Origin of the sequence: Corallococcus sp. AS-1-6 (assembly GCF_020037015.1) — a bacterium.
GTDB lineage: Bacteria > Myxococcota > Myxococcia > Myxococcales > Myxococcaceae > Corallococcus.
In genome coordinates this window covers 25,498-52,482 of sequence record NZ_JAIQDE010000002.1, presented here as the reverse complement: position 1 = coordinate 52,482, position 26,985 = coordinate 25,498, and the positions used below count along the sequence as shown (strand labels likewise).

Sequence of the window (26,985 nt, the reverse complement as noted above, 5' to 3'; positions counted from 1 at the left end):
GACGCCGAGCGCGGGGCCCGGGACACGGGACGCGGGGCGGACGGCAGGAAACATGAAGGTGGCGTGGACAGGCCCCAGGGCCGCTCTACATCCGCCGCGACTTTACGAGGCCCTGCCAGTCGGCACGCGGCCCGGGGCGCTCGCCGGTAAAACTCCAAGGTGCCGGCGAGCGCTCTCTTTTTTCTACGCCATCGAATCGGGCCGGAGCCCCTCTCCGCTCACGCGCTGGCCAGGAGCGGCGCGGCGAGCGAGTCGGTGCCGAACTCCACCACCTGCACCGTGAATGAGGTGGTCACCGCCTGGGCGTTGCCCACGCCGTTGCTGACGGACAGCGTGTACCGCGTCGCGGGCGTGAGCGGCAGCGTGGACGGCGCGTTCGGCGGCTCGCTGATGGCCCCCGTCGAGGTGTCGAGCACCAGCCAGGAGGGCAGCACCGGCGTGATGGACCACGTCTTGGGCTGGCTCCCCGGCTGCGTCAGCACCGGGTTGAACACCTGCCCCTGCGAGAACGTGTACAGCATGATGTCGCCCATGGTGAGGCCCGCCGGCACCATGGGGACCTGCGTCACCGTCCAGGTGCCTCCGGACGCCGAGATCACCGCCGTCTGGCCATTCCATGAGAGCCATTGCCCGGAGGTGCCGTAGCGCTGGATGGAGAACGACCCGGACGAGAAGAACTGGCCGTCCCGGGCGGGGCTCGCCTTGAGCACGACGCTCCAGAGCTGGGTGCCGTAGTTCGAGTCGGTCGACGCGAGCGGAGCCTTGAAGGACACGCTGTTGTCGCTGTTGGCGGTGAGCGCCATCAGCGTGGGCGAGCCCGACGCGCCGCCGACCAGCGCGTTGATCACCGTCTGTCCCGTCCCGTTGGTGCTGGCGAAGAACACGGTGTCGTAGCTGTAGTCATTCGACGCCAGGGAGCCGAGCGCCCCGTTCGCGCCCACCTTCAACACCGCCCCATTGCCGTTGGGGATGGAGAGCGTCAATCCCAGCCGCTGCGGCTCGCCTTGCTGCACGTACCCGTTGAAGTAGTCGATCTCCGTCTTGTATTGCATGAAGAACCCGGCCGGCTTGGCGTAGTCCTGTCCGAACTGCTGGACCGGGTTCAGGTGCGGCCTGAGGGCCAGGTAGAGCAGGATGACCACCCCGGCCACCGCGGCCATGATGCCCAGGATGCTCAGCACCGAGCAGAGGGTCGTCACCGCGAGCCCGCCGATGGCCTCGATGCCGGCCGCGCCGAGCGCCCAACTGCCCGCGGTGGCGAGCAGGTCCAGCCCGCTGGCGGCCACGAGCAGCCAGTCTCCCGCGGCCTCCAGCGATGACTGCGCATGGAGCGCGATGAGGATGCCGGTGACGAGGTTGATGATCGCGAACGCCGCCCCCAGCCGGGTGGCGACGAACTCGTCCAGGTTCTTGCCGAAGACCTTCGTGACGAGCGAGCTGTCCTCCTCGGCCGTCTCCGAGAACAGGGTGCCGAACATCTCGGAGGGGTACTCCTCGATGCTGCCGTCGTTCACCAGCCACTTCTGGAAGCCGCTCTGGAGCCGCGCGTCGGCCTGCGACATCAGGTCGCTGGAGAAGAGCGGCCGGATGTTGTCCCAGAGCGTCGCGTCGGTGTCCCACACCGCCTCGAGCGCCACCCCGCGCTTGAGGATGCTGCTGGTGGCCTGGATGGCGAACGACGCCGCGTTGCTGACCAGCGCCGTCCTCTGCGTGGGGGACAGCTCGCTCCAGCCGAGCGCCCCGTAGACGATGCCCATCACCCCCACGGCGCCCAGCCCCATGCAGAGCAGGTTCGCTCCCAGCGTGCCAACCTTCCCGGTCACGGACTCCGCCATCAGCGGCGCGATCTGTTCCCAGCCGTAGATGCCCACCTTGCCGACCGCCGCCGCCTGCATGGTGGCGATGTACTCGGCCAACTGCGTGTCAGCGGCGAGCTTCGCGGCCTCCTGCGCCGCCTGCTGCACCTGCGGGTCCGAGCTGTTTCCGTACTGCACGGCGATCTGCGCCATGACCTGCTGGACGTCATACACGTAGTCGTCCGGGTTGGCCGAGTAGTCGAACAGTTCGGGGAGCATGTTCCCGATCTGGAACGTCTGGATGACGCTGATGTACTGCTGGGAGAAGACGTTGCTGGGGTCCAGCAGGGACAGCAGGGCGACGTTGGTCTGGCATTGCCGCATGAAGGCCGAGCCGTCCAGGTCCGCCGCCTGTCCCAGGCTCATCATCTCGATGATGGTCAGCTCCTGGGGGCTGCTGATGTAACGGAAGAACGTGTATGCCCAGTAGAGGCCGTTGTTCACCGCGGTGGTGACCAGGGTGTTGACGATGTTCGTCATCGTCGTCAGCGCGGACGGGTCGATGATGGTGGCCCGCAGCTCCGCCAGCCACTTCTGCTGGTCCGCGAGGATGTATTGATTGTAGGTGGACCGGTTCTGCTGCTGGTCTGCCAGGTATTGCGGCAGCGCCGCGTTCTGCGGCTGGTTGGACCACTCGTGCGAGTACATCGCCGTGGACTGCACCTGGAACACGGGGCTGGCGGCGGTCTGGGTCTTCAGCCAGTTCTGCGCGCGCAGGGCGTTGAGCTGGTCCGCGCCGTCCTCGTTGAACGTGGAGAGGACGTTGGTGAGGTAGGCGGTGGCGAGCGACTGGTACCACTGGCTGGGATTGGTCCCCATGCTCGCGACGGTCTGCAGCCAGGACGGAAGCACCGGCTGCCCGGTCCCGAAGTACGTCTGCCGGAGGTTTGACGGCAGGTAATACATCATCACCTGGTTGAAATCACTCATCGTGGCCTGCTGCACCACGTCCGCCCAGACGTTGTTGGAGAACGCGAACTGGGTCATGTTCGCGAGCGTCGTCAGGTTGAGCTGCGTGTTGACCACGGCGCTGGAGGCCACCGCGGTGACGGGGTGGGCGGCGAACGCGGTCCGGTGGGCGGGCGCGGTGAGCTCCGTGGCCTGCACGCGCCGGCCGCCGCGGGGCTGGCCGGGCATCCAGGCGGAGTGGCCGTCCTGGGAGAAGTGGATGGTGCCGGATTCGGGCAGGCCGGTGAGCCGCTGCTGCTGCTGGGTCAGCCCCTCGAAGTGCAGGGTCGAGCCCCGCAGCCGCGAGGTGGGGACCTCCTCGTCCTGCACGTAGAGGCGCCCGCCGTGCACCGCGATGGGCGAACCCGCGCCATTGAGCGTATAGAGGCCGACGACGGACGGGTTCACCACCAGCCCCTGCAGGCCGAGCGTCGTGCCCGCCTGGCTGTCATTGACCGTCAGCATGGCGCCGGTGAGGGTGGAGCCCTCGTCCGTCACCGCGAAGGCCATCTGGTACGGGAAGACGGTGGGGATGGCGCGCGCGCTCGGGTCGCTCAGGGTGGACCGGTTGTCCGCGCCGGGCGAGACGCCCGAGTTGAGCGCCATGTTGAAGACCAGGTTGCTGCTGAGCACGGTGCCCATGGAGCTGGTGGCCGGCGTCCACTGCGTCTGCGTCTGCAAGTCATTGAACGACGTGGCGATGTTGTAGGTCTCCTGGCCCACGATGACGGTGCCCGTCACCTGCCAGGTGAACTGGAGCGCGTCCTGCACCCAGGTGGCCGCCTGCCAGCGCGGGTCCTGGGGGTTCCAGTGGAGCTGGAGCGCGGGCGGCGTGCCCGTCACCGTGGCGCCGGTGTCGAGGGCCACCGCGCAGTCGTAGCTCACCGGGGCGAGCGTGGCCTCCACGCCGACCCGGTTGCCCGCGGTCTCGATGCTCCCGACGAAGCCGTGCCCGCCGTGCTGGAACACGAGCCGGCCGCTGTGCGTGCCGTCCTCGCGGCGGAAGTTCCAGGTGAGCAGGCCGCGGTGCGGGTCCCACTGGAAGTGCTGCGCGGCGACCGGGAGGCGGTCCAGGTAGAGCGCGGTCGGGCGGTCGCGGCGGCGTCCCCCCAGCACGACGGAGAGGGTGGTGGGCGTCCCCTTCGGGGCGGGCTGGAGCGAGCGCCCGTTCTTGACGGTGACGTGGTAGGTGCGGGCGCTTCCGTGCACCGCGTCGATGAGGGCGTGGTGGCGGAACCGGTGCAGCGTCGAGGCCACCTTGGGAGAGACGGCCTGGGGCACGGCGAACGTCGGATGCGAAGCACGCATGGGGCTGACTCCAGTCATGGGGTTGGGGTGAAGCGCCTGGCTGTGGCGGTGGGGTTTCAGGGGGGAGGGGCGTTCGGCGGCACGTAGGGCTGCACCGCCGCCGGGAAGCGCTGGGCCAGCAGCGCGCCCATCGTCGTCCCGAGCTGCTGGGCGAATGAGGAGGCCTGGCTCGCGCCCCAGGCGGAGCGGGCCTGGCCCTCCGTCACCATGAGCTGCGGCACCAGCGGGCGCACGTCGAACTGCACCTGCCCGACGATGGCGCCCTCGGGCGTGAACACCGCGGCGGAGCAGAGGCGGTAGCCGGCCTCGAAGAGCGCGGAGAGCGGCGTCACGCCCCGCAGGGGCAGGGCGCTGCCGTCCTGCCGCCGCAGCTTGAAGGTGAGGGTCCAGGTGTCCACGCCCGTCCCGGGCTCGGACGGGCGCCAGTTGTCGAAATAGAGGACCTGGTCGAACTGCTGGGCGTAGCTGGCGCTCGACAGCGGGCCGAAGGGCGGGAGCGTGCGCGTCACCGCGGCCGCGCCGCGGCCCAGTTGGGCCTCCAGCGTGAGCGACTCGCTGGCGGGGATGGCGTCGTCCGCGAGCAGCTCGAGCGAGAGGACCGACACCGCCAGCATCGTCGCGTCCAGGTCACCGATGGGCGTGAAGCTGCGCCAGCCCAGGTTGATGGCGTCGTTGATTTCATCGCCGAAGATGGAGGTGAGGGCCGCGAAGTAGGCCCCCTGCGCGTTGTCGTACGTGGGCGTCCCGGCGGCCGTCTTCGCCGTCATGGCGCTCGCCATCCCGCGCGCCATCTCCCGCATCGCCGCGGGCGGGGCCGCGGCCATGGGCGGGGGCGGCGCGTTGCCCTGGATGGCGCGGATGGCGTCCGGCAGCAGGTAGGTCGAGACGGTGAAGAGCCCCTGGTACAGGACCTCCTCCCATTGGTCCGCGGGCACGGCCTGGAGCGTCCGCTGCACGGTGCTCCACGAGCCGGACATCACGGACGAGAGCGCCGAGGCGGCGAGCGGGGCGACGCCGAAGAGGGGCACCTCGCTCGATACGACGCACATCGTGGTGCCGTCGCCCACGATGTACTCGGACAGGCCCTGGTGGTCGAAGTCCACCACCAGGTCGTGGATGGTCGTGGCGCCGGTGCAGGGCTGGGCCTGGAGCGAGGTCACCGGCAGGGGCGTGGGGGCATCCCCGGACCAGCCCATCAGCGGCGGGCAGCCCGGCTCCAGCGTGGCGATGCCGAGCGCCGACAGCGTGGGCACGGTGTTCATCAGGTCCACCGGCTGGACGCACGCGAGCTGCGCGCCCTGGCCGCTGGCGGCGTTCAGCGTGAGGAACGGGTGCGTGCCGGTGAAGCGGAACCCCAGGTTGTTGAAGCCGTAGACCTCCTCGTTCTGGAGCACGAGCGTGGGCGTGGCGAGCACCTGGGCGGAACCGGAGCGCGTGCGCACCTGGTCGCCCGGGTGGACCTGCTCGATGTTCTTCATGCTGCCGTCCGCCATCAGCACCTTGGCGCCCGCGAGGAAGCAGCTCCCTCCCGGCGGCGCCCGCCACCGGTTGCCGGGCTGGCCGTCGGCGGTGAACTCGAACGAGTTCTCCTCGTTCATGCACGACGGCCACATGGCCCCCGGCGTGGTCATGCACACCTGGGCGAGGATGCCGGGCGTGGCCGGCCCCTTGAGGTCGTTCCAGTCGAGCGACAGCGGGCTCATCCACGGCAGGTACGCCTCCCACCGGCCCGCGGACACGGAGGCGGGCACCGGGAGCTGGGCCGCGATGAGCTGGTTGATCAGCGCGTCGATGCTGGCGTTCGACATGCCGAGCAACTGGAGCTTGAGCCAGTGGTGGAACAGCTCCCACGTCTGGTCGGTCCACTGGTGGCTCGCCGCCTGCGCCACCTTCGCCGAGATCCACGCCGGGTTGCTGAGGTAGCTGGAGTAGAGGGAGGCCGCCTGCGACCACTGGCCCTGGGGGATGGCGGCGAGCGCGGTCGCGACGGCGTTGGGCGTCGTGCGCAGCAGTTGGCTGTACAGCGCGTTCAGCTTCGGCTGGAGCGTCGCGTTGCTGGCCGAGACCTGGTTGTTGATGTCCGGCTGCTTGAGCTGGGGACGCAGGTTCGAGGTGATGTTGTACATCGCCTGGCAGAGCGTCACGACCGCGAAGCTGGACCACCAGGAGTCGTTCAGGCCGGTGGCCGTCGTCACCGCGCCCTGGTTGGGGTCGGCGCGGTAGTTGGGGAAGAAGAGCTGCAGGAAGGTCTGGCCGGAGGGCATCCAATAGGGCTCGGAGTGCCGGCCCGGCGTGGCCCCCTGCAGGCGCCCCACCAGCGCCGAGCGCGCCGCCTTGCCCACCGGGTTGTCGCCGGAGACGGGCTGGGCCGCGAAGAGCGCGGTGACCTGATCCGCGAGGGTGGAGTTGGTGGCGGTGGACGTCGTGGCCATCAGCCGGGTGGCGTTGCGCGGCGAGGCTTTGGGGGTGGTGTGCATGGCGGTCTCCGGGTCAGACGGCGAGCGCGACGAGCCCCGTCCCGGTGCTGGAAGGCGCCGGCAGCACCTGGAGGGCGAACGTCGTCTGGAGGGGGCGGGTGAGCAGCGGGTTCGTGACGGACAGGACGTAGGTCGCCGCCGGGGTCACCGGCAGCGGCTGCGGCGCGCTCAGCGGCTCGGTGATGACGCCGGTCGCGGCATCGAGCGACAGGAACGCCGGCAGCGGCGGGGAGATGGCCCACGTCTGGGGCGTGCTCCCCGCCTGCGCCAGGCGAGGGATGAAGCTCACGCCCTGGGAGAACGTGTAGAGCGTCGCGTTGCTCATCGACAGTCCCTGGGGGGCCATCGGCTGCTGCTGGAGGGTGAACCGCGAAGCGGACGTGCCGAGCGTGACGCCGTGGCCGGTCCAGACCAGCGCCTGGTCCGTCCCCCACAGGGTGAGCGTGAAGGGGCCTGACTCGGGCGCGTCGCCGTCCCACGTGGGGCTCCCCACCAGGGTGATGGTCCAGAGCTGCGTCGCGGCCGCCGGGTCGGTGGACGGGAGGAGCGGCTGGAAGGACACCCCACCGCTGGAGCCCGTGAGCGCGAAGGCGCGCGCCGAGTCCCCGCCGCCTATGAGCGCCACGAGCTGGGAGCGGCCTTGCCCGTCCGTCGAGGGGAAGAACACCGTGGCTTGGCCGTAGTCGAGCGGCCCGCTGCCCAGGGTGCCGTCGCCGCCGACGCGAAGCACCGCGCCCTTCGTGTCCGGGACCGCGAGCGAGACGCCGAGCCGCGCGAGCCCTCCCGGGGGCGTGTAGCCGGTGAACGCGTCGATGGCGCTGCCATGGGGCATGTAGAAGCCCGCGGGCTGCGCGTAAGTGGTGGCGAACTTCTGCACCGGTGACGGGCGTGCCTTCCACCACTGGACGATCATCAGCACCACGCCCGCGACGGCGGCGAGGATGGACAGGACGCTGAACACGCTGAAGAGGGAGGAGACCGCCAGCCCTCCGATTTCGGTGACGCCGAACGCGTCGGCGGCCCAGCCGCCAGCGGTGGCGATGAGGTTGAGCGCGCCAGAGGTCACGCTGAGCGCGGCCACCACCTCCTGGTCCACCGTGGCGCTGTGGGCCAGGGCGAAGGCGCCGGCGATGAGGCTGGCGAGCGCGAACACCGCGCCCAGCCGGAGCGCGACGAAGTCATCGAGGTTCCGCCCGAAGACGCGGGTGACGACCGTCTCGCCCTGGGCCGCCGCCTCGTCGAACATCGAGCCGAACATCTCCGACTCGGGGATGATCCGGTTGCCGATGAGCCACTTGGTGAGCCCGGTGTCGACGGCGGCGTTGGCCGCGTCGAGCATGTCGGTGGTGAAGAGCGCGCGCATCGCGACCCAGGGGGTGGCGTAGCTGTCGAGCGCGTTGGCGAAGATCACCCCCCACTTCACGACCCCGGCCGCGACCTGCACCGTGTAGTTGACGGCCACGACGATGAGCCCTGGCGACACGGCCACCCGCGCGGTGGTCTCGGGGGGCGTGAAGTCTGCCACCCCGTGGACGACGGCGCTGGTGGTGAGGCCCGCGAGCGACAGGCAGATCAGTTGGGCGCCCAGCGTCCCGACCGTGTCCTCCACCGCCGCTTGCATCACTGGGGCCGCCGTCGACCAACTGGCGCCCGTCGCGCAGCCAGAAGCGGCGGCCTGCACGCGGGCGACCAGGGCCGGCAGGTCGCTCCGCGAGGCCAGGGCCCGCGCCTCGGCGCCAATGCTCACGAGCACCGGGTCGGTGCTCCCCGCGACGTCGGAGACGATGCCCTGCATCACCAGCGCGACCGCGCCGTCCATCCCGACGGGGCCGCCGCCGTAGTCCGCCAGCGACGGCACCACGTTCCCGTAGAGCATCGTGTTGACGGCGGACGCGTACTGCTGGGCGAAGAGGGTGCTCGGGTCCAGGCTGGTGAGCACCGCCATGTCCGACTGGACGCGGCGCATGAAGGCCGAGCCGTCCGGATCCAGGCTGAAGAGCCCCAGCTCGGTGAAGGCCGCCGGCTGGGTGGCGTAGCGGAAGTACGCGTAGGCCCAGTAGAGCCCGGACTGCGCCGCGGTCGCCGCCAGGTTGTCCACCAGGGACTGCATCGCCTGGAGCGAGTCCGGATCCGCGATCTCCCGGGCCAGCTCCTGCTTCCAGGCCGCCGCGTCGTTCTCGATGAGCGAGGCATAGCTCGTCGCGTTCTCACGCTGGTCCGCGAGGAAGGCGGTGATGGCCGGGAAGCGGCGGGTCCATTCGAGCTGGTAGAGCGCCGGCATCTGCACGCGGTACACGTCGCTCGCCGCGACCTGCTCCTTGAGCCAGGTCTGCGCCCGCAGGGCGTTGAGCGTGTCGGCCCCGGGCTGATCCCAGGTGGAGAGCACGTCGGTCAGGAAGGAGACCGACAGCGAGCCGTACCACTCCGCCGGAGAGCTCCCCGGCGGAGCCAGGGTCGCGATCCGCTGGAGCTCCGGAGAGAGGACGGGCTGGCCCTGGCTCCAGTAGGTCTGCCGCAACTGCGGATCCATGAAGTAGAGCAGGAGCTGGTTGAAGTCCGCCATCGAGGCCTGCTGGACGGCGTCCACCCACGTCGGGCCCTGCGGACCGGCTTGCTGCTCGAAGGGGGTCATCAGCGCGAGGGTCTGGAGGTTGAGCGGCGAGGTGCTGGCCGTGGGCGCGGGGCGCGCGACGTGCGAGTCCGCGCCCAGGCGCGCGCCGGACCGGCCGTCGGCCAGCCGCACCCGCGAACCGTCATCGCTGAACTCGAGCGTGCCCGCCGCGGGCAGCCCGCCCGCCGCCTGCTGCGCGGCGGAGAGCCCGCTGAAGCCGAGCGAGTTGCCCCGCAGCCGCGCGGCCTGCACCGGTGCCCCACCGACATGGAGCGTCCCCTCGTGCACCGCGAACGAGGCCGTGGCCCCTTCGCCAGCGAGCGCGTAGTACCCGGCCACCGACGGGTTCGGCACCTGCCCCTGGACGCCGAGCACCACGCCGTTCTGCGCGTCCACCACGGTGAGCATGCTCCCGGCGAGCGAGAGCGCGGTGGGGCTGAGCTGGAAGCTGAGCTGGAAGGGGAAGACGGTGGTGATGGCTCGCGCGGCCGGATCCGCCAGGCCCTGGCGGTTGTCGGCCGGCGGCGCGATGCCCGAGGCGGCCGACAGCGTGAAGACCATGTTGGCGTCGACCAGGGCCCCGAAGGTGCCCTGCTTCGGTGTCCAGCTCACGCCGGTCTGGAGGTCATGGAAGGAAACGTAGAAGTTCCAGAACTCCTGCCCGACGATGATCTGTTGCTGCATCTGGTAGGTGAACTGGAAGGCGGACGGCACCCACGTCGCGTGGCTCCACGACGGGCTGGTGGTGTCGCAGTGGAGCTGCAGCGCGGGAGGCTGGCCGGTGACGTAGCCCCCCACCTGCTGCGCGACCGCGCACTCATAGGTGATGGGCGGGAGCGACGCGGTGACCTGGAGCCTTTCGCCCCCTTCGCTCACGAAGCCGGTGGCGGTGGCGCCGCCCTCCTCGAACAGGAGCCGTCCCGCGTGCAGGGCCTCCTCCCCCTGGAAGCGCCAATACAACGTGCCGCTCCGGTGCGCGAAGCCCCAGCTCCCGGTGGGGACCTGCACGTGGCCCACCAGGAGCTGGGAGGGGGCTCGCTTGTCCTCCCCATCGAAGACGAGGGTGATGCGGAGCGGATGCTCCGCGTCCTTCGTCCGCAGCCGGTAGGTGCGGGCGCCTTGATAGAGGCGGCCCGGCGCCGCGGCGCCAGGAGCGAAGATCTCGCGAGGGGGTGGGGGCTGGAGGCTGCGCGCGGACGAAGGGGAGGGAGCCATGGGCCTTGCCTCGGGGGCAGGAGGAATGCGTGACCCCAATGCAAGTCATGCGCCCCACTCCCGTTCCGCTGAGGCTCCTCCGCGCCGCCCCCCCGACTGCGTTCCAGGAGGACGCGGAGCCGTTCTCGCCGGACGCCCGCGCGTGGAATCCCCGCCGGGCACCTCCTGCGCGGAGGGATTCACGCTGCCGCTCCGGGTGACGTCGGGGCGCTTCAGCCTTCGTCCACCAGGTCGAACTTCTGGCCCACGCCCTTCGCCAGGGCGACGTCGTAGAGCGCGCGGGCCAGGGCCACGTCCTGCACGGCGAGGCCCGTGGAGTCGAAGACGGTGATCTCGGAGCCGGTGCGGCCCGGCTTGCGGCCGGCGACGACCTCTCCCAGGGTGCCGGCGAGCTGATGGGCCTGGATGAGCCCGTCGTGGAGCGGGACGTTGACCTCGCCGGAGTGGAGCGCCTGATCCGCGTCGTCGATGAAGACGCGCCCTTCGACGAGCAGCCGGGGATCCAGCTCCTGCTTGCCGGGGGCGTCCGCGCCCATGGCGTTGAGGTGCGCGCCGGCCTGGACCCACTCACGGCGGACCACCGGGGCGCGCGCGGGCGTGGCGGAGCAGACGATGTCCGCGCCGGAGGCCTCCTGGAGGCTCACCACGCGGCCGCCCTTCTCCTTCTGGAGCGCCTCCGCGGCCTGCGAGGACACGTCCGCCATCAGCAGCTCCAGGTCCCCGAAGAGGGCGCGGTGCGCGTCGATGAGGACGCGCGCCTGCACGCCGCAGCCCACGAGCCCCAGCGTGCGGGGCTGCTTCCGGGCCAGGTACTTGGACGCGATGCCGCCGGCGGCGCCGGTGCGCCACGCGGTGAGCAGCGTGCCGTCCAGGATGGCCAGCGGGGACGCGGTGTCCGGGTCGCTGAGCACGTACACGGCGCGCACCGTGGGCAGGCCGTGCTTGCGCGGGTTCTGGGGATGGGCGTTGACCCACTTCACGCCGGCCGCGCCGTCCAGGAACGCGGGCATGGCGCGGAAGTCGCCGTCGTACTTCGGCAGGGACAGGTACACCTTGGGGGGCATGAGCGCGTCGCCGCGGCCATGGGCCAGGAACGCACGCTCGACGGCTTCCAGACCGAGCTCGACGGTGTAGAGGCCGCGCAAATCCCTGGCGCTGAGGAGGAGGGTGGGCATGGGCGCCGCTATACCCAACCGCCCATGCCCGCGCACGCGCCCGATGTGCAATGTCTGCCATTGGCCATTTTCATCCTCACGACTCCCGTCAGGCAGAACTGGTTTGTCTGCGAAATCCGGATTGCCTAACATGCGGCCTTGTCGGAAGGCCGGGCGCCATGCCGGCGTCCTCCTGGGACAAGGAGTCCTCCATGAAGTCTGGAATGGCGTTGCTGCTGTGCACGGGTCTGGCATTGACGGCGTGCGGTGGAGCGATGACGCCCGAGGAGTCGGCGGCGCTGGCCACGTCCGAGGCCGCGCTGAGCTCGTGTGGTGAATGGGTTGGATGGAGTGACACCGGCCTGGAGCGGTGCATGGCCAGTTCAATCTGTGGGACCACCTGGGTCTGTGAGCCGAGGCTGACGGCGGACGCGGCTCCGTCCCTCGATGAGGGACCCCAGCAGCGGCCGCCGGTGTGCCCCTCGGGCCAGGTGGCGGTCCCGTACACCAACCTGGGCATGATGCGTTATCAATTCCAATACCGGGCCTGCTACGACGACGCCGGCAACTACACGCACACGGAATACCAATACCGGAACTACGCCAGTAGCTGCATCAGTTGCTGAGCCGCTCTCGCGTCGGGCCGGAGTCCATCGCCTCCGGTCCCGCGCCGCGGGGGCCGTGCTCGAAGCCACCGGAGGCTACGCGGGCGTGCCCTCGCGAGCGTCCACGCCAATCACGTCGCGCACGGAGGCGAAGCCGTCGCGGGTCAGCAGGGCGCCCAGCTCCGGGAGGATGCGGTCCACCATGCCCGGGCCCTCGTAGATGAAGCCCGTGTAGACCTGCACCACCGTGGCGCCCGCGCGCAGCTTCTCGTAGACGTCCTGCGCGGTGAACACCCCGCCCACGCCGATGAGGGGCAGGGCGCCCTGGCTCCGCTGGTACGCGCGGCGGATGACGGCGTTGGACAGCTCTCGCACGGGGGCGCCGGACAGGCCGCCTGCCTCCTTCGAGTGCTTGTGCTCGAAGGGGCGGGTGAGGGTGGTGTTGGTGGCGATGAGCCCGGACAGCCCGCGCGCCATCGCCACGTCCACGACCTCATCCACGGCCTCGGGCGTGAGGTCCGGGGCGATCTTCAGGAACAGCGGCGTGCCCGGAGCCACGGCGTCCATCCGCTCGCGCACCGCGAGCAGCAGCGCGGACAGCGCCTCCGGCTCCTGGAGCTTGCGCAGGCCCGGCGTGTTGGGTGACGACGCGTTGACGACGACGTAGTCCCCCAGCGGCGCGAGCGCGTCCACGCACGCCACGTAGTCGTCCACCGCGCGCTCCAGCGGCGTGTCCTTGTTCTTGCCGATGTTCACGCCCAGCGGGCCGGGCTTCCACTCGCGGGCCTTGAGGCGCTCCGCCGCGGTGGCCGCGCCGTGGTTGTTGAAGCCCATGCGGTTGATGACCGCGCGGTGCTCCGGCAGGCGGAACAGGCGCGGCTTCGGGTTGCCGGGCTGGGGCTTCGGCGTGACGGTGCCGATCTCCACGGCGGAGAAGCCGCAGGCGAACAGCCCGTCCACGGCCTCCGCGTCCTTGTCCAGCCCGGCGGCGAGCGCCACCGGGTGGGCGAACTTCAGCCCCGCCAGCTCCACGGACAGGTCCATGGGCGCCAGGCGCAGCGTGTGCTCGCGCATGGCGCGGCAGCGGGCGTTCCACTTCCCCAGGGCCGCGAGCCCCGACATGCCCAGCCGGTGCGCGGGCTCCGGGGGCAGGCTGAAGAGCAATGCGCGAGTCAGGCCGTACATGCGTCAGGCCGGGATGAAGGACGCCTCGCGCGCCCACGCGAGTGCCTGGTCCACCTGCTCGGGGGTGAGCAGGCCGTTGGACTCGACGATCTCAATCTCCCGCCGCATGTCCGTCTCCAGCAGGTAGGGGCCGTCCGTGTTGATGGTGAACTTCACCTTGCGGTCCCAGAACGTCTGCATGATGTGCTTGAGCTCCTGCAGACCCTCCACGGCCTTGGTGTGGATGTTGGACGTGGGGCAGAGCTCCAGCGTGATGTTGTTCTCACGCAAAATCTTCATCGCGGACTCGTCGTACGCGGCGCGGATGCCGTGGCCGATGCGGTGGGGCTTGAGCTTCTCCACCGCCGCCATCAGGCCGCCCGCGCCCGTGCCGGCCGTCTCGCCGGTGTGCACGGTGCACTTGAGGCCGCCCTTGCGCGCGCGGGCGTAGAGGTCCTCGTACTCGGAGAGCGAGGGCTTGTGCTCCATCGCGTCGCGCTCCGTGCCGGCCAGGTCGATGCCGTACACGCCGCGCGAGCGGTACTTGATGGCCTTCTCCACGATGATGCTGTTGAGCTTGTGGTCGAACTCGCGGGCCAGGCAGAAGATGAGGCCCACCTTCACGCCGTACTCCAGCGTCGCGCGGTCCATGCCCCGCAGCGCCGCGTGGATGATGTGGTCCAGGTCCAGCTCGCTGGAGAGGTTGCGCTTCATCGGGTTGAAGCGCAGCTCGATCTGGGTGACGCGGCTGCCCCGGTACTCCTTGCCAATCACCTCGTAGACGGAGCGCTCGATGGCGCTGGGAGACGATTGGATCTTCTCCGTCCAGGTGTGGAGGATCTTCAGGTAGTCGTCGAGGCTGCCCACCTTGCCCGGACGGGAGGTGATGAGCTCGACGAAGTCGAAGTAGTTCTTGACGGGGAGCTTGAAGCCCTGCTGGTGGGCGATGGACCACAGGATGTGCGGAGCCACCGCGCCACCCACGTGGATGTGGAGGTCAATGAGGTCGCGAACCATGGCGGCATGTATGCACAGCCACGGCCACGCGTAAAGCTATCGGCGCAGCAGCACGTAGACGGCGCCAGCCCCGCCGTCCTGCGGACGGGCAGTGGAGAACGCCAGCACCATCCGCTCCAGCCGCTTCTGCGACAGCAGATCCCTCACCGCGTCCTTGAGCACCGGGATCTGATCCTTGGAATTCAAACCGCGCCCGTGGACGATGAGCACGCAGCGGCGCTTGGCGCGGCGGCTGTCGGACAGGAAGCGCTCCACGGCGGCCTGGGCCTCGCGCTGCGTCTTGCCGTGGAGGTCCAGCCGGTCCTGCACGGAGAAGTCGCCCCGGCGCAGCGAGCGCAGCAGGTTGGGGTCGGTGCCGGGGGAGGCGCCCTCGAAGGACTCGTCCGAGCCGGTGAAGGACAGCGGCCCGTCCACGGCGACCAGGTCGGAGAGCTGCGCGAGCGCCTCCGCGTTGTCGTCGATGAGCTCCGGCAGGCGCGGGTTCGTCTTGGGGGCCTCACCGCGGTTCGTGATCTGCTGCACGCCGTCCATGGCGGAGAAGAAGAGGCCCACGTCGTCGTCCTCCGGACGGGCCTTGGGGGCCTTGGTGGGCTTCGGCGCGGCGGCCTTCTTCTTCGCGGCGGCCTGGGCGGCGGCGGCTTCCTTCTCCTGCTTCTGCTGATCCTGAAGCGTCTTGATGGCGGACTTGAACGGGTTGTTCTGGAACTCCGCTTCCTTCTTCTTGGGGGGACGCTGGCTCATGGGATTCCTGTCTTCTAACCCGGGCTACAGGCCGCGCAGCCTGCGGATTTCCTCGTAGGCGTCGCGGACGGCCTGGAACCGGCGGGCGGCCTGCTCGGCGGCCCTGGGCGCCAGGTGGCTGGCCTTGTCCGGGTGGAAGCGGGCGGCGAGCTTGCGGTAGGCGCTCTTCACCTCCGCGTCGGTGGCGTCCGGGGGGAGGCCCAGCGTCTGGTAGTGGGCGGTGGCGTCGCCCAGGTGCTGCTCGGCCAGGGCCTGGACCTTGGCGTCGGGGACGTCCAGGCCCTCGGCCATGCGCTTCAGGGCCTCGCGCTCGGAGCGCTGGAGGGGGCCGTCCGCGAGCGCCATCTCGTAGAGGGCGTCCAGCAGGCGGAGCCGTTCGCCCGAAGGCAGGGAGTCCAGGCAGGAGGCGAGGGCGGCGGGGGCGTCCAGGGAGGCGGGGTGGGAGAGGAAGTCCTTGAGGTGGCGGCGCACGGCCTGGACGGTGTGGGCGTCGGCGTGGAGGACCTCCTCGAAGTAGCGGCGGACCTCGCGGACCTCCTCGCGGCGCATGTCGCCGTCGGCGCGGGCCACGTCCACGAAGAGGGCGGTGATGTCGCGGTCGAGCGGGTCCTCGTCCGGGGCCTGGACGATGGGGAACTCGCCGGGACCCTGGGAGAGGGGGGCCTGCTTGGGAGGCGGCTCGAAGGTGACGGGGAAGTCGCTGAAGATTTCAGGGAAGTCCGGGGGCGCGGCGTGCTGTTCGTCGAAGTAGTGGCCCAGGCCCGTGCCCACGATGAGGGCGAGCACGATGGCCCAGGGGCCGCCAATGAGGAGGCCGGCCATGAGACCCAACATCGCCCCGAGAACTTTTCCCGCGCCCATGCCTTCGCTTCGCTCCCTTGTGCCGGGCCAGTCTTGCATAAGGTGGGGCGTATGACGGCTCAGTTGATTGACGGCAAGGCAGTGGCGGCGCGCGTGCGGGCGGAGATCAAGGAGGAGGTGGCGCGCCTGAAGGCGGAGCGCGGCATCACCCCGGGGCTCGCCGTGGTGCGCGTGGGCGAGGACCCGGCGTCGAAAATCTACGTGACGGGCAAGAAGAAGGCCGCCGAGGAGGTGGGTTTCAACTCCTGGGAGCACCACCCGGACGAGACCATCACCCAGGAGGAGCTCCTGGCGCTGGTGCACCGGCTGAACGAGGACCCGGCGGTGCACGGCATCCTGGTGCAGTTGCCGTTGCCCAAGCACATCGACGCGGACGCCATCATCGCGGCGGTGAAGCCGGAGAAGGACGCGGACGGCTTCCACCCGATGAACGCGGGCAACCTGCTGCTGGGCCGCCCGGCGACGCGGGCGTGCACGCCCTACGGGGTGATGCGGTTGTTGGAAGAGGTGGGGTGCAATCCGGCGGGAAAGCGCGCGGTGGTGGTGGGCCGCAGCAACATCGTGGGCAAGCCGCAGGCGCTGATGCTGCTCCAGAAGGACGCGACGGTGACGGTGTGCCACCGCAAGAGCGACCTGCCGTCGGAGGTGGCGCAGGCGGACATCCTGGTGGTGGCGGTGGGCGTGCCGGAGCTGGTGAAGGGCGCGTGGATCAAGCCCGGCGCGGTGGTGATTGACGTGGGCATGAACCGCAAGGCGGACGGCAAGCTGGTGGGAGACGTGGAGTTCGCCGCGGCGGCGGAGCGCGCGTCGTTCATCACGCCGGTGCCGGGTGGCGTGGGGCCGATGACCATTGCGATGCTGATGAAGAACACGCTGGAGGCGGCTCAGCGCGCGGGGAAGTGATGTGATTGTCGGACCTCTCTGCCCATGAAGAGGGCAGGGAGGCGGATTTCGTCACAGACGCAGACGTACGGGTCACCCTGGGCGACACCTGTCGTGCATTGCGGGCGTTTCGACATCAACGGTCTCATTTGCATGGCCGTGTCTTCGAGCGGAGACGGAGTTTCTCCCCGCCATTCCCCTTCGCCCCGGGCGGGACCTGACGGAAGATGGGCGCATGGGTCCGGCCTTGCACCGATGCGCAGTGGGCGGGGCCGCGCTGGGACTGCTGCTGTTCGCATCCCCCGCGCGTGCCCAGGACGCCACGCCCCTGCCCACGTTCTCCCTGGAGCGCCTGGACCCGAACCCGGGCCTGGGGCCCCTGACGATGGGCAGCGGGGAGCTGCTCGCACCTGGAGCCCTGCGCATCTCCCTGCTGGCGCACTACCAGCGGAAGTCACTCACGGTCCGCAACGGGCCGGACGAATACCCGCTCGTCCTGTCCCGGACCACCGGCGTGGTGTCGCTGGCCGTGGGCGTGCTTCCCTGGCTGGAGCTTCAGGCCCAGCTCCCTGGCGTCATCCATCAGAGCGGCGCGGACGTGAGCACCGTGCTGTCCATCTCCTCCCCGTCGCGAAGCGGCCTGGGCGCGCCACGACTCGCGGCCCGGCTGGGCTTGCTGGGGACCACCGCTCCCGAGGCCTTCCACCTGGCGCTCGACCTGGATGTCCGGTTGCCCGTGGGCGGCTCGGGGGCGCTCGCTCGCGACCAGGGCGTCCGGGGACAGGGACGCCTCATGATGGGCAAGCGCTGGGGGCCCGTGGCTCCGGCGCTGGAAGTGGGCGTGCTCCTGCGTCGCGCCGTCTCGACGGACTCCGGCGTGGACAGCCTCAACGGCGTGGGCAACGAGCTTCGCGCCGGAGTGGGCCTGACGGTGGGGTACGCCCTGCGCGCGGAGGTGTCGGCGCTCGGCGCGTACTCGTGGCGGCAGCAGCGCACCAGCGGCGAGCTGCTGGGCGGCCTGCGCTACGCGCCCTCCCGGCCCTGGGAGTTTTTCGCATTGGGTGGGGCGGGCCTGGGCGCGGAGCCGGGTGCCCCTCGCTTCCGGGTGCTCGCGGGATTCGCGCTGCTCTTCGACAAGCCACCGCCTCCGCCCCCGGAGGACATCGTCTACGAGCTGGTCCAGGGGCTCCCGCGTGCTCCCGCCGCCCCCCAGCTCGAACCCGAACCCACGCCTTCCGAACCTCCGCCTCCCGAGCCCGCCAGGGATGAGCCTGTCTCCGAGACCGACACGGACGGCGATGGTGTCGTGGACGTGTTGGACGCCTGCATCCACGAGCGGGGGACCCGCGAACACGGCGGCTGCCCGGAGACTGGTGACTCGCTCGTCTCCCTGACCCGCGAGCGCCTCGTCCTCCATGGCCAGGTCTTCTTCGAGGTCGGCGTGACGACGGTGCCGGGCCGCTCTCGCGTCCTGGATCAGGTGGCGCGGGTGCTGCTGGAGCATCCGGAGGTGGAGCGCGTCGTCATCGAAGGGCACACGGACGCGGAAGGCTCCACCGCCTCCAACCAGCGTCTGTCCCTCGCTCGCGCGGAAGCAGTCCGCGACTACCTGGTGCGAAAGGGCGTTCCAGCTCACCGCTTGGAAGCCCGGGGCCTCGGTGCGCGCCGGCCCGCGGGCTCCAACGGTACGCCAGCGGGCCGGGGGGAGAACCGCCGAGCGGAGCTTCTGTTGACCCTGGGCGAGCCCACTTCGGCCCGCACCGTCCCCGCGCCTCCTCCCCCCTGAGTCCAGGGGAGGGCCTCCCCGGCGGAGGCACCCCGCGGAAACCTGTCCGACAGTCGGACAGGTTCTGGCCGCACCGGGCCCGGGGGCGCACCCCGCGGGCATCCGGGGGGTTAGCGGGCCCGCTGACCGCGCCGGGCCCTCCGCCTGGCCAGCACCCACGCCGCGAGCACCCAGACCCCTCCGGACCCACCCACCGCGCAGCCGCTGCCCTCCACCGTGACGGCTTCACCAATGCCCTCCACGGGAACGACCGTGGGGCCCAGTCCGCCTCCGCTCGGCACCACGCGGACCTCGCCGCGCACCGTGCCCGTGCGCGTCGGGTGGAACGTCACCGGGACGGAGGCGCGGCCCCCGGCCGGGATGGCACCGCTCGCCGCGCTCATGTCCACACGGAAGGCGGCATCGGAGGAGGTCACCTGCACGGTGACAGGCACGTTGCCCGTGTTCACGAGCTCCAACGAAAGGGGCTGGCTGGTGGCGTCCACCCGCTGGTTGCCAAACACGATGGCGCCGGGCGTCACCGTCAGCTCCTGCGCCACGCCCGTGCCCTGCACCGCGACCATCAGCGGCGTGGAGGACGCGTCGTGCCGCACCGCGAGCGACCCCGCGTAGTCGCCCGGCCGCGGCGGCTCGAAGACGACGTAGAAGGGGTGGCTGGTGCGGGGCTCCACGACATGGGGCAGCGGGAGCCCCGACAGGGAGAACCCGTCCACCGGATCCACTCCGGTGATGGTGACGGGGCTCGTGCCGGTGTTGCGCAGCTCCACGACGCGCTGCGAGGTCCCCCCGAGGAACTGGGAGCCGAAGGTCAGCGCCGTCACGGACGTCTCCATCGAGGCCGTGGTCCCCGTGCCCCGCAGCGTCACCTGGGCGGCGCGCGGCGCGTTGCTCTGGACCTCCAGCACGCCGTTCTCCGAGGTGGCCTCGGTGGGCTTGTAGCTGACCTGGAACGTGCGGTTTCCGAGCGGCGGCACGCTGGTGCCCACGTTGAGCCCTGACACCTGGAACGGTCCGCTCACGTTCACCGCCGTCACGTTCAGCGACTCGCTGCCCATGTTGAACAGCGTGAGCTCCCGGGGCGCGCTCAGGCCTCCCACCCGCTGGCCGCCGAACTCCATCACGTCGCTCGCCATCCGGGAGACGGCCTGGAGCCCCTCACCGTCCAGCTTCACCACCGTGGGAGACGACGGCGCGTTCGAGAACACACGGAGCGCGCCGGACGCGGCGCCGTCCTCGACCGGGACGAAGGTCGCCTCCATCGTGAAGGCGTCGCGCGGCGGGAGCTCCTTCGGCAGCTTCGGGAGCACCAGCGAGAACGGCCCCGCCACCGCGATGGTGCTGATGGTGAGCGTGTCCGTCCCCGAATTGACGATCGTCACCTGCACCGCCTTGCTGGTGTTCCCCACCTCCGTCCGCGCGAAGGACAGCGCCGAGGGGGTGGCGGTCACCTTTCCTTCGACGCCTTGTCCGCTGAGCAGCACGGTCTGGGTGGAGCCACCTGGGCCGTCCGCGCTCAGCAGCAGCTCCGGTGCGAACCGGGCGATATGCGGAGGCTCGAAGGTCACCTGGACCTGGGTCGTGGCACCGGGGGCCAGGCTGAACCGTCCCGCGGGGGTGACGGCGAAGCCCGTGGGCGCCTGGATGGACTCCACCACCAGCGTTCCGGCCCCCTCGTTCTTGAGCGTCAAGGCCTGGGGCGCGCTCACGGAGCCGACCTCGCGCGAGCCGAAGTCCAGCGCCGTGCCACCATCGGGCGCGGTGACCTTGAGCGCGGGGACCGCCACGCCCGTGCCGGTGAGCGCCACCTTCACGACCGGGGTGCGCGGATCATTGCTCCGCAGGGTGAGGTCCTTCGCGGCGCGGCCCGCCACCGGGGCATAGGCCACCGTCAGGTTCGCCTGTTCCCGGGCCTTGATGGTCAGCGGAAGGCCGGACTCCACCGTGAAGGGCGCCTCGACGTCGAAGGCGGTGAGGACGAGGTCGTCCAGTCCCGTGTTGCTGACCGCCAGCGTCTTGCGAACAGGGTCGACCCCCGCGGTGTGCACACCGAAGTCCATCGCGGTCGCCGCCACGACGATGGCGGGTTCGATGCCCGTGCCCCGCAGGGAGACCTCCGCGAGCGGCGTGGCGGACCCCTGGGCCTGGATGTACATCGGCAGGGAGAACGCGCCCGCCGTCGCCTTGAAGGTCACCGTGAGCGGCAGGACCGTGCCTGGCTGCACCACGCTGCCTCCCGGAGCCAGGCCGCTCACGCTGAAGGGAGCCTGCGTCAGCACGGCGGGAATCGTGAGCGGCAGGCTCCCCACGTTCTTCACCTGGAGCAGCAGGTTGCTGCTCGCGCCCACGCGCACGGCGCCGAAGTCGAGCGCGGTCGGCGCGAGCTCGAGCTTCGGGGCACCGCCCGTGCCCTCGAGCTTGATGGGCAGGGAGCCGTTGTCGGGGTCGTTGCTCAGCAGGCTCAGGATTCCGGAGTCAACGCGGTCGGCCGTGGGCGCGTACGTGACGGTCACGTCCAGGGTCGCGCCCTCCTTGAGCGTGAAGGGCAGGGACACCGGCGCCAGCTTGAAGGGGAGGGGCAGCGACATGGCGTCGATGACCAGCGGGACGACGCCCTCGTTGGTCAGCCGCACCTTCTGCGAGGCGGACGCGCCCACCGCGATCGATCCGAAGGACAGGCTCGTCGGGTTGACCCTGAGCAGGGGCCGCCCCGTCCTCAGGCGGATCCGGGCGGCGGCGATGCAGTTGGTCCGCTCCGGACGCAGCGCGAAGGTATTGATGTCGCCGTATCGGTAGCCAGGGATCCCCATGGAGTCGGGCGCCTTGTAGCCGAGCTCCGGCGTCTCGCAGCCACCGCACACGCGGAAGGGATTCGGGGCCATGCCGTAGGTCCCCAGGACCTGGCTGTTCAGCAGGACGGTCGTGAGCCCGCCGTCGTAGCCACGGCCAATGATCTCCACCTCCGCGCCAGTCACCCTCCAACCCTTGGCGACGGGATCCGTGAAGCTCCGGACGCCCCCGTTCCAATTCCCGGTGTTGTCCGAGCACGCATAGGTCGTGCGATCACAGGTGGGGCACTTCGTGGCTCCGTCCCAGGTCAGCTCAAGGAAGTAATCCTTGACCACTGTCAGGGATTGGGACCGCGAGGCCTCGCCAGGCGTCTCGGGCGACGCCGGCGCCTCGGGCTCCACGGGGGAACAGGAGGCAAGGACAGACAGGCAGAGAGCAGCCAGCAGGGTGAGTCGACGCATCGGAGCGCCTCTCGTGAGAATTGGGAAGCCCGTCCCAGGAAGAAAGGGCGCAAGAGCTTCGCATGAATCATCAACACAACGCGACCCATCAGCCTTTACAAGGATGGTGTTATAGGTACACGATGGGTCGGGGTCACGGACCTGGGAGGTTGTCACATGGTGAGGCGCGAGGAGCGCATCGCGGGGGGACTGTATGGGCTGCTCGTCGGAGACGCGCTCGGGGTGCCCTATGAGTTCCACCGGCCCGAAGCGATACCGGCTCCGGAGGCCATCGAGTACGACCCACCTCCGGGCTTCACTCGCGCGCATGACCGCGTCCCACCGGGCACGTGGTCGGACGACGGTGCCCACGCGCTGTGCCTGCTGGACTCCCTGACGTATCAGAAGCGGCTCGACTGCGAGGACCTGGGCCGGCGGCTGGTGAACTGGCAGGACTGGGGCTACCTCGCCGTGGACGGTGACGTGTTCGACGTGGGCATCCAGACCAGCACCGCCCTTCGCCGGTTGCGGGACGGCACGCCCGCGATGCTCGCCGGCCCCAACGGCACCCTGGACAACGGCAATGGCTCACTGATGCGTGTGTTGCCATTGGCCCTGTGGCACCAGGGCAAGGACGCGGCGCTCGTCTCGGATGCCATGGCCCAGTCTCGCGTGACACATGGCCACGTGCGCGCCCAGGTGTGCTGCGCGCTGTACTGCCTCTGGGCCCGCCGCATCCTGGAGGGCGCGGCGGATCCGTGGGCCGAGGCCGTGGCCACCTTCCGGGACCTGTACGTGGAAGGCTTCCCGCAGCGGGAGGAAATGGAGGCCCACATCCGCCCGGACGACCCGGCGCCGGGGACGGGCGGAGGCTACGTCGTGGACTGCCTGCGCTCCGCCCGCGCCTGCGTGGCGAACGGGACGACCTACGAAGAGGTCGTCAAAGCCGCCATCCGGCTGGGCCACGACACGGACACCACGGCCTGCGTGGCGGGCGGCATCGCGGGGCTCATCCACGGCCTGAACGGGATTCCCCACCGTTGGCGCTCGCGGTTGCGGGGCCAGGAGCTGGTGGAGCCGCTCCTGGCGCGCCTCATGAAGTCCCTGGGCTGAGCTTCAGTCCGGGAAGATCTCGAGCACGTCCTTCAGCATCGCCGCGCCCGTGCCCCGGGCGCCCTGCTCACCGTTGATGACGGTGTTCACGCCGTGCAGGTCGCTGCGGAACACCGCGCCCATCTCCAGCGCGCCCAGCCGTGCCAGGGGATGGGCCGCGTCCACGGCGGTGGGCCGCACGCTCCACTCCCACCGCTCCGCGCCCACGGGCTCGCCGCGCGCCAGCAGCAGCACCTGCCCGCCCTTCGCCCTGGCCGCGTCCAGCTCCGCGCGCGTCACGCCGCGCATGCCCGTCACGGACACATCCTTCAGCGTCGTGGGCACGCGCATCACCGCGTTGGCCAGGATGACCAGCTTGCCCGCCGTGTCCCAGCCGTCCACGTCCAGCGTGGGGTCCGTCTCCGCGATGCCCAGCGCCTGCGCCTCCGCCAGCGCGGCCTCGTACGTCCGGCCCTCCGCCATGCGGCACAGGAGCAGGTGGCTGGTGCTGTTGAGCACGCCCTCGAACCGGCCCAGCCTGCCGAGCGCCAGGTCCCGGCGGCCCACGTTCACCAGCGGCATGGACGCGCCCACCGCCGCGCTGAAGCGCAGGGGCGGGCGGCCCGGCGACTCCAGGTCGCTCAGCCCGGCCAGCTCCTGGAACCCCAGCACCAGCGGCCCCTTGCTCGCGAGCACCGCCGCCATGCCCCGCATCAGCGCGTTGCGCGTGATGTCCAACCCGGGCTGCCCGTCCTGGAAGCTCGTGGGCGTGGCCTCCAGCAGCAGGTCCGCCTTCACCTCGCGCACCAGGTCGCGCCCGCTCATCCCTGGACGCCCCACCACCGGCAGCGACGCCACGGAGTGCCGCGCCCGCTTCACCGCCAGCACCGCCCTGAGGTCCAACCCGTACGGCGACACCGCCGCGCCGCCCGAGTCCGCCAGCCCCACCGGCAGCAGCTCCAGCCGGTAGCGCTCCATCAGGAGCGACGCGCGCGACTGGAGGATCTCCAGGAGCGGCACGCCCACGTTCCCCAGGCCCGTGAGCAGGAAGCGCACCGTGCGGACGGCGCGCGGGTTCATGGTGCGAAGGCCTCGCGCACGCCATCCCGGCGCAGCGTGAAGAGCATCCACACGGCCACCGGCACGCCCACGAAACAGCCCGGCGTCAGCGTGTACATGGCGCAGATGGCGCCCACCGTCGCCAGGCCGTAGCCCTTGAGGTTCATCGCGTTCCACGCGCCCCAGACGGCCAGCACCCCGCAGAGGATGCCGCCCACGATGGCCAGCGTGAAGCCCGTCGTGAACTCCAGCACCACCGGGGCCTGCCCCGGCGTGGAGAAGGGCGACGCCACCTTCAGCGCCGCCAGCACCCCGCCCAGCAGGCTGAAGGTGACGTGCAGCACGCCGACGATGAGCAGGAAGAACGCCGGGAAGCGCACGATCTGGAAGATCTTGATGCGCGGGTCGCCCGGCGCGAGCTGAGGACCTGGACCGCTCATGACCGCCCCTTCAGCGCGCCCACGATCATCCGCGTCGCGGGAGACTTGTTCAGCGTGTAGAAGTGGATGCCCGGCACGCCGCGCGCGAGCAGCTCCATGCACTGCACCGTGGCGTGCGCCACGCCCAACTGCACCACGGCGTCCGGCTGATCCTTCACGCGCTCCATCTGCAACGCCAGCCGCATGGGCACCGTCGCGCCGCACATGCGCGTGAAGCGCTGGACCTGCTCGTAGTTGGTGATGGGCATGATGCCGGGGACGATGGGGACGTTGATGCCCACCCGCCGCGCCCGCTCCACGAAGTCGAAGTAGAAGGCGTTGTCGAAGAAGAGCTGCGTCACCACGAAGTCCATCCCCGCATCCACCTTGGCCTTCAGGTGCCGCAGGTCGTCCTCGCGCGACGCCGTCTCCACGTGCCCCTCCGGATAGCACGCACCCCCCAGGCAGAAGTTGAAATCCTCTTCTCGAACGAATCGGACCAACTCCTCGGCGTAGCGGAAGCCCCCCGGCACCGGCTCGAAGGTCGTCTGCCCCTGCGGCGGGTCCCCGCGCAGGAGGAGCACGTTCTCGATGCCTGCCGCGTCGAGCCGGCGCAGCACGTCACGAAGCTCGTCGCGGGTGTGTCCCACGCACGTCAGGTGCGCCATCGCCTCGATGCCGGTGCGCTGCTTGATGTGCGTGACCAGGTCCACCGTCCGGTCGCGCGTGCTCCCGCCCGCCCCGTACGTCACCGACACGAACCCCGGCTCCAGCGGCGCAAGCTCCTCCACCGTGCGCAGGAGCGAGGCCACGCCCGCGTCCGTCTTGGGAGGAAAAAACTCGAAGGAGAAGCTCGGCTTGGAGGGGTTGAGGCAGTTGCGAATCTTCATGTCGGGATGAGTTTAGTCCCTTCCGCGTCGGCCTTGATCGGAGAAGGTGCGCCGCTATAGTCCGCGCCGTTTCACCACCCCCTGCCCACCATGGAGAAGTCAATGACCCGGCGTACGCCCCTCAACGAGGCCCACCGCAAGCTGGGGGCCCGCATGGTCGACTTCGCCGGCTGGGACATGCCGGTGCAGTACTCGTCCGTCATCGCCGAGCACGAGGCCGTGCGCACCGCCGTCGGCCTCTTCGACGTCTCCCACATGGGAGAAATCGAGTTCACCGGCCCGGGCGCCCTGGAGACCGTGAACCGGCTCATCTCCAACGACCTCTCCCGCTGCCAGGACGGCCAGGCCGTCTACGCGGGCCTGCTCAACGACCTGGGCGGCTTCGTGGATGACGTCGTCGCCTACCGCTTCAGCCCCGAGCGCATCCTCATCTGCGTCAACTCCAGCAACCGCGAGAAGGACTTCGCCTGGATGAGCGCGCGCGCGGAGGGCGTCAAGCCCGTGGACCGGAGCGACGAGTACGCGCAGATCGCCGTCCAGGGCCCCAGGGCCGTGGGGCTGGTGCAGCGCCTGACGAAGTCGGACCTGTCCCAGGTGGGCACCTACCGCTTCACCGAAGGGGAGGTGGCCGGCGTGAAGGCCATCATCTCCCGCACGGGCTACACCGGCGAGGACGGCTTCGAGCTGTACTGCGCCGCCAGCGACGGCGTGAAGCTCTGGGACGCGCTGCTGGAGGCCGGGCAGCCGGACGGCGTGAAGCCCTGCGGCCTGGGCGCGCGCGACTCGCTGCGCACGGAGATGAAGTACGCGCTGTACGGCAACGACATCGACGACGCGCACACCGCCCTGGAGGCGGGCCTGGGGTGGATCGTCAAGCTGGACAAGGCGGGCGGCTTCATCGGCAAGGACGCGCTCGTCGCGCAGAAGGCCGCGGGCGTGCCGCGCAAGCTGGTGGGCTTCGAGCTCACCGGCGCCGGCATCCCGCGCCACGGCTACCCCATCCTCAAGGACGGCGTCCGCGTGGGCGAGGTCACCAGCGGCACGCAGGGCCCCACGGTGAAGAAGCCCATCGGCATGGGCTACGTGCCCGCGAACCTGGCCACCGAAGGCTCCACCTTCGACGTGGAGATCCGCGGCCGCGCCGTGCCCGCGGTCGTCGTGAAGACCCCCTTCCTCAAGAAGTCCTGATTCCCTCCCATCCGCACCCGTCGCGAGGAGCCGCCTCCATGTCTGACAACATCCCGCAGGACCTGAAGTACACGAAGGAACACGAGTGGGCCCGCATCACGGGCAAGACGGTGGTGGTGGGCGTCACGCACCACGCCCAGGAGTCGCTGGGCGACGTCGTCTACGTGGAGCTGCCGAAGCTGGGCGCCACCCTCACCGAGGGCAAGAACTTCGGCGTCATCGAGTCCACCAAGGCCGTGTCGGACCTGTTCGCCCCCATCTCCGGCACCGTGGTGAAGGTGAACGACGCGCTCACGGGCAACCCGTCCCTCATCAACTCCGACCCGTACGGGCAGGGGTGGATCGTGGAGGTCGAGCCCTCGGACGCCGGGCAGGTGGGCAAGCTCCTGGACGCCGCCGCCTACGAGCCGCTCACCAAGTAGCCACCGCGCGCGCAAGAAGTCGGGCGTCCCCGTTGTTAGAGACGCTCCATGGAGCGCCGAGCC

At 70.4% G+C, this 26,985-nt stretch carries 18 protein-coding genes; 6 read left to right on the top strand and 12 right to left on the bottom strand.

Features of this window, described 5'->3' with window-relative positions; translation table 11 throughout:
• Positions 1-218: 218 nt before the first annotated feature.
• The 4 genes from K8612_RS03085 to K8612_RS03070 form a co-directional block, all read right to left on the bottom strand.
• Positions 219-4,112: a hypothetical protein gene (locus tag K8612_RS03085; RefSeq protein WP_223761207.1), complete on the bottom strand. Its 3,894-nt coding sequence runs from the start codon at positions 4,110-4,112 to the stop codon at positions 219-221.
• A 56-nt stretch (positions 4,113-4,168) separates the two neighbouring features.
• Positions 4,169-6,589, bottom strand: coding sequence for a hypothetical protein (locus K8612_RS03080; protein ID WP_223761206.1), 2,421 nt, complete (start codon positions 6,587-6,589; stop codon positions 4,169-4,171).
• Positions 6,590-6,602: 13 nt separating this feature from the next.
• Positions 6,603-10,415, bottom strand: a complete 3,813-nt coding sequence (locus K8612_RS03075; RefSeq protein ID WP_223761205.1) for a hypothetical protein — start codon at positions 10,413-10,415, stop codon at positions 6,603-6,605.
• 212 nt (positions 10,416-10,627) lie between these two features.
• Positions 10,628-11,590 carry an ornithine cyclodeaminase family protein gene (locus tag K8612_RS03070; RefSeq protein WP_223742205.1) on the bottom strand — a complete coding sequence of 321 codons (963 nt, stop codon included), beginning with the start codon at positions 11,588-11,590 and terminating at the stop codon, positions 10,628-10,630.
• Positions 11,591-11,781: 191 nt separating this feature from the next.
• On the opposite strand from K8612_RS03070, the gene K8612_RS03065 reads away from it, so the two are divergent.
• A complete protein-coding gene (locus K8612_RS03065) occupies positions 11,782-12,195 on the top strand; it encodes a hypothetical protein (RefSeq protein WP_223761204.1) in 414 nt (137 codons plus the stop codon).
• A 75-nt stretch (positions 12,196-12,270) separates the two neighbouring features.
• On the opposite strand, the gene K8612_RS03060 is transcribed toward K8612_RS03065, so the two are convergent.
• Genes K8612_RS03060 through K8612_RS03045 form a run of 4 tightly spaced genes read right to left on the bottom strand, consistent with a single transcriptional unit; the run spans position 12,271 to position 15,918 of the window.
• Positions 12,271-13,359: a quinone-dependent dihydroorotate dehydrogenase gene (locus K8612_RS03060; protein WP_223761203.1), complete on the bottom strand. Its 1,089-nt coding sequence runs from the start codon at positions 13,357-13,359 to the stop codon at positions 12,271-12,273.
• A 3-nt stretch (positions 13,360-13,362) separates the two neighbouring features.
• Positions 13,363-14,355 (bottom strand): adenosine deaminase, encoded by a 993-nt coding sequence (gene add / locus K8612_RS03055; protein WP_223761202.1) that lies wholly within the window; start codon positions 14,353-14,355, stop codon positions 13,363-13,365.
• Between the two features lie 36 nt (positions 14,356-14,391).
• Positions 14,392-15,096: a Smr/MutS family protein gene (locus K8612_RS03050; RefSeq protein ID WP_223742201.1), complete on the bottom strand. Its 705-nt coding sequence runs from the start codon at positions 15,094-15,096 to the stop codon at positions 14,392-14,394.
• 24 nt (positions 15,097-15,120) lie between these two features.
• Complete coding sequence (locus tag K8612_RS03045; protein ID WP_306799600.1) at positions 15,121-15,918, bottom strand: TerB family tellurite resistance protein; 798 nt, start codon at positions 15,916-15,918, stop codon at positions 15,121-15,123.
• Positions 15,919-16,008: 90 nt separating this feature from the next.
• Between K8612_RS03045 and folD the strand changes: the two genes are divergently transcribed.
• The gene (gene folD / locus K8612_RS03040; protein WP_223761201.1) at positions 16,009-16,860 is read left to right on the top strand and encodes a bifunctional methylenetetrahydrofolate dehydrogenase/methenyltetrahydrofolate cyclohydrolase FolD; all 852 of its coding nucleotides are present in this window, start codon (positions 16,009-16,011) and stop codon (positions 16,858-16,860) included.
• 226 nt (positions 16,861-17,086) lie between these two features.
• The gene (locus tag K8612_RS03035; protein ID WP_223761200.1) at positions 17,087-18,625 is read left to right on the top strand and encodes an OmpA family protein; all 1,539 of its coding nucleotides are present in this window, start codon (positions 17,087-17,089) and stop codon (positions 18,623-18,625) included.
• 110 nt (positions 18,626-18,735) lie between these two features.
• Here the strand turns inward: K8612_RS03035 and K8612_RS03030 are convergent, their stop codons facing one another.
• A complete protein-coding gene (locus K8612_RS03030) occupies positions 18,736-21,597 on the bottom strand; it encodes a choice-of-anchor D domain-containing protein (RefSeq protein ID WP_223761199.1) in 2,862 nt (953 codons plus the stop codon).
• A 432-nt stretch (positions 21,598-22,029) separates the two neighbouring features.
• On the opposite strand from K8612_RS03030, the gene K8612_RS03025 reads away from it, so the two are divergent.
• Positions 22,030-22,965, top strand: a complete 936-nt coding sequence (locus K8612_RS03025; RefSeq protein WP_223761198.1) for an ADP-ribosylglycohydrolase family protein — start codon at positions 22,030-22,032, stop codon at positions 22,963-22,965.
• Between the two features lie 3 nt (positions 22,966-22,968).
• Here the strand turns inward: K8612_RS03025 and K8612_RS03020 are convergent, their stop codons facing one another.
• The 3 genes from K8612_RS03020 to metF are packed head-to-tail and all read right to left on the bottom strand — an operon-like array spanning position 22,969 to position 25,312.
• A complete protein-coding gene (locus K8612_RS03020; RefSeq protein ID WP_223761197.1) occupies positions 22,969-24,024 on the bottom strand; it encodes a hypothetical protein in 1,056 nt (351 codons plus the stop codon).
• Positions 24,021-24,443, bottom strand: a complete 423-nt coding sequence (locus tag K8612_RS03015; protein ID WP_223742194.1) for a hypothetical protein — start codon at positions 24,441-24,443, stop codon at positions 24,021-24,023. The genes K8612_RS03020 and K8612_RS03015 overlap by 4 nt, the downstream gene beginning before the upstream one ends.
• Entirely contained in the window at positions 24,440-25,312 is an 873-nt protein-coding gene (gene metF / locus K8612_RS03010) for a methylenetetrahydrofolate reductase [NAD(P)H] (RefSeq protein WP_223742193.1), read from the bottom strand. The genes K8612_RS03015 and metF overlap by 4 nt, the downstream gene beginning before the upstream one ends.
• A 102-nt stretch (positions 25,313-25,414) precedes the next feature.
• Between metF and gcvT the strand changes: the two genes are divergently transcribed.
• Positions 25,415-26,500, top strand: coding sequence for a glycine cleavage system aminomethyltransferase GcvT (gene gcvT / locus K8612_RS03005; RefSeq protein ID WP_223761196.1), 1,086 nt, complete (start codon positions 25,415-25,417; stop codon positions 26,498-26,500).
• Positions 26,501-26,538: 38 nt separating this feature from the next.
• Positions 26,539-26,922, top strand: a complete 384-nt coding sequence (gene gcvH / locus K8612_RS03000) for a glycine cleavage system protein GcvH (protein WP_223742191.1) — start codon at positions 26,539-26,541, stop codon at positions 26,920-26,922.
• Positions 26,923-26,985 lie beyond the last annotated feature (63 nt).

What these genes read in the sequence shown, in the direction of transcription:
- add (WP_223761202.1), bottom strand. Translation starts at nt 14,355, where the DNA reads ATGGTTCGCGACCTCATTGACCTCCACATCCACGTGGGTGGCGCGGTG.
- K8612_RS03045 (WP_306799600.1), bottom strand. Translation starts at nt 15,918, where the DNA reads ATGGCCGGCCTCCTCATTGGCGGCCCCTGGGCCATCGTGCTCGCCCTC.
- K8612_RS03065 (WP_223761204.1), top strand. Translation starts at nt 11,782, where the DNA reads ATGAAGTCTGGAATGGCGTTGCTGCTGTGCACGGGTCTGGCATTGACG.
- gcvT (WP_223761196.1), top strand. Translation starts at nt 25,415, where the DNA reads ATGACCCGGCGTACGCCCCTCAACGAGGCCCACCGCAAGCTGGGGGCC.
- metF (WP_223742193.1), bottom strand. Translation starts at nt 25,312, where the DNA reads ATGAAGATTCGCAACTGCCTCAACCCCTCCAAGCCGAGCTTCTCCTTC.
- K8612_RS03075 (WP_223761205.1), bottom strand. Translation starts at nt 10,415, where the DNA reads ATGGCTCCCTCCCCTTCGTCCGCGCGCAGCCTCCAGCCCCCACCCCCT.
- K8612_RS03015 (WP_223742194.1), bottom strand. Translation starts at nt 24,443, where the DNA reads ATGAGCGGTCCAGGTCCTCAGCTCGCGCCGGGCGACCCGCGCATCAAG.
- gcvH (WP_223742191.1), top strand. Translation starts at nt 26,539, where the DNA reads ATGTCTGACAACATCCCGCAGGACCTGAAGTACACGAAGGAACACGAG.
- K8612_RS03070 (WP_223742205.1), bottom strand. Translation starts at nt 11,590, where the DNA reads ATGCCCACCCTCCTCCTCAGCGCCAGGGATTTGCGCGGCCTCTACACC.
- K8612_RS03060 (WP_223761203.1), bottom strand. Translation starts at nt 13,359, where the DNA reads ATGTACGGCCTGACTCGCGCATTGCTCTTCAGCCTGCCCCCGGAGCCC.
- K8612_RS03050 (WP_223742201.1), bottom strand. Translation starts at nt 15,096, where the DNA reads ATGAGCCAGCGTCCCCCCAAGAAGAAGGAAGCGGAGTTCCAGAACAAC.
- K8612_RS03020 (WP_223761197.1), bottom strand. Translation starts at nt 24,024, where the DNA reads ATGAACCCGCGCGCCGTCCGCACGGTGCGCTTCCTGCTCACGGGCCTG.
- folD (WP_223761201.1), top strand. Translation starts at nt 16,009, where the DNA reads ATGACGGCTCAGTTGATTGACGGCAAGGCAGTGGCGGCGCGCGTGCGG.
- K8612_RS03085 (WP_223761207.1), bottom strand. Translation starts at nt 4,112, where the DNA reads ATGCGTGCTTCGCATCCGACGTTCGCCGTGCCCCAGGCCGTCTCTCCC.
- K8612_RS03080 (WP_223761206.1), bottom strand. Translation starts at nt 6,589, where the DNA reads ATGCACACCACCCCCAAAGCCTCGCCGCGCAACGCCACCCGGCTGATG.
- K8612_RS03025 (WP_223761198.1), top strand. Translation starts at nt 22,030, where the DNA reads ATGGTGAGGCGCGAGGAGCGCATCGCGGGGGGACTGTATGGGCTGCTC.